This is a genomic window from Mesorhizobium sp. M7A.F.Ca.US.005.03.2.1, from assembly GCF_003997795.1.
Taxonomy (GTDB): Bacteria; Pseudomonadota; Alphaproteobacteria; order Rhizobiales; family Rhizobiaceae; genus Mesorhizobium; species Mesorhizobium ciceri.
Window position 1 is genome coordinate 1 of sequence record NZ_RZRP01001396.1, and the last position, 876, is coordinate 876.

General features: G+C 59.2%; 2 protein-coding genes. Both read left to right on the top strand.

Annotated elements, in window-relative coordinates; all coding sequences use genetic code 11:
- Positions 1-331: 331 nt before the first annotated feature.
- Positions 332-526: a DUF2934 domain-containing protein gene (locus tag EN991_RS38040; RefSeq protein ID WP_032808298.1), complete on the top strand. Its 195-nt coding sequence runs from the start codon at positions 332-334 to the stop codon at positions 524-526.
- Between the two features lie 89 nt (positions 527-615).
- On the top strand, positions 616-792 hold the full coding sequence (locus EN991_RS38045) for a hypothetical protein (protein ID WP_013531552.1): 177 nt from the start codon (positions 616-618) through the stop codon (positions 790-792).
- The last annotated feature ends 84 nt before the right edge of the window (positions 793-876 follow it).

Here is an 876-nt window from a genome sequence, read left to right on the forward strand (position 1 = left end):
CCACATCGGCGTCGATGTCTTTCGGCAATTCCCGCATGAGCGTCACCTCCAATCGAAGCAACAGCCCGCCATGTCGATGCGACGGGCGATCCGGCTTTGAGCGCCGGGCAGTGGGATCGGAGAGGGACGTGCTCGGCGCTGGCCGATAGCCTGATTCATAAAACTGCGAGCATAGGTGTGTCACGAAAAAATATCGGTACGAAATTTACCAAGCCGGTCATTCCATGCAATCCACAAGGGCCTTCCCGAAATCCGGCAGCGGCTGTTGCCGACAGAGGAGGAACAAAAAATATGGCCCGGAATTGAGACTGACGAATTGGAGGATCTAGCCATGGACAGCAGGGAAGAAAAGATCAAACGACGGGCCCATGAAATCTGGGAACAAGAGGGCCGGCCGGTAGGCCGCGAGCAGGAGCACTGGGATCGGGCCGTGCAGGAGATCGAAGCTGAGGGTTCGGAGACTGAACGTGGCCCGGTTCTGCCTGACCCGACAGTTGCGGCCGATTCCAATAGCTCGAAGCGTTGATCGGCAATCCCATGGCGTCTTGAGGACCCCGGTCGGGCAACCAAATTGGCGGAACCTCGTTTGCCGGGCATCAACCAGAGGAGGTTTCGATGAAGAGGTTCTTTTCATTCCTGGTCTTGGCCGCTGCCCTTGCGCTCGGCGCCTGCGACAACAACACCGAGCCGATGAAAGCCACCAGCAACAAGAACCCACAGGTTGATCAGGCCGCCAGACCAGGCCCCACGACTGGCGGCGACCAGCCAGCTACGGTGCCTCAGAGCAAATGAACTCCGTCTCACATTGCGACACACCTCTGCTGCGCGTCGCCTATCTCGATGGTGGACCGCAGGACGGCGCCCCGGTTGTCCTGC

Excerpts from the sequence above, each read along its gene's own strand:
- EN991_RS38045 (WP_013531552.1), top strand. The coding sequence starts at position 616 with ATGAAGAGGTTCTTTTCATTCCTGGTCTTGGCCGCTGCCCTTGCGCTC.
- EN991_RS38040 (WP_032808298.1), top strand. The coding sequence starts at position 332 with ATGGACAGCAGGGAAGAAAAGATCAAACGACGGGCCCATGAAATCTGG.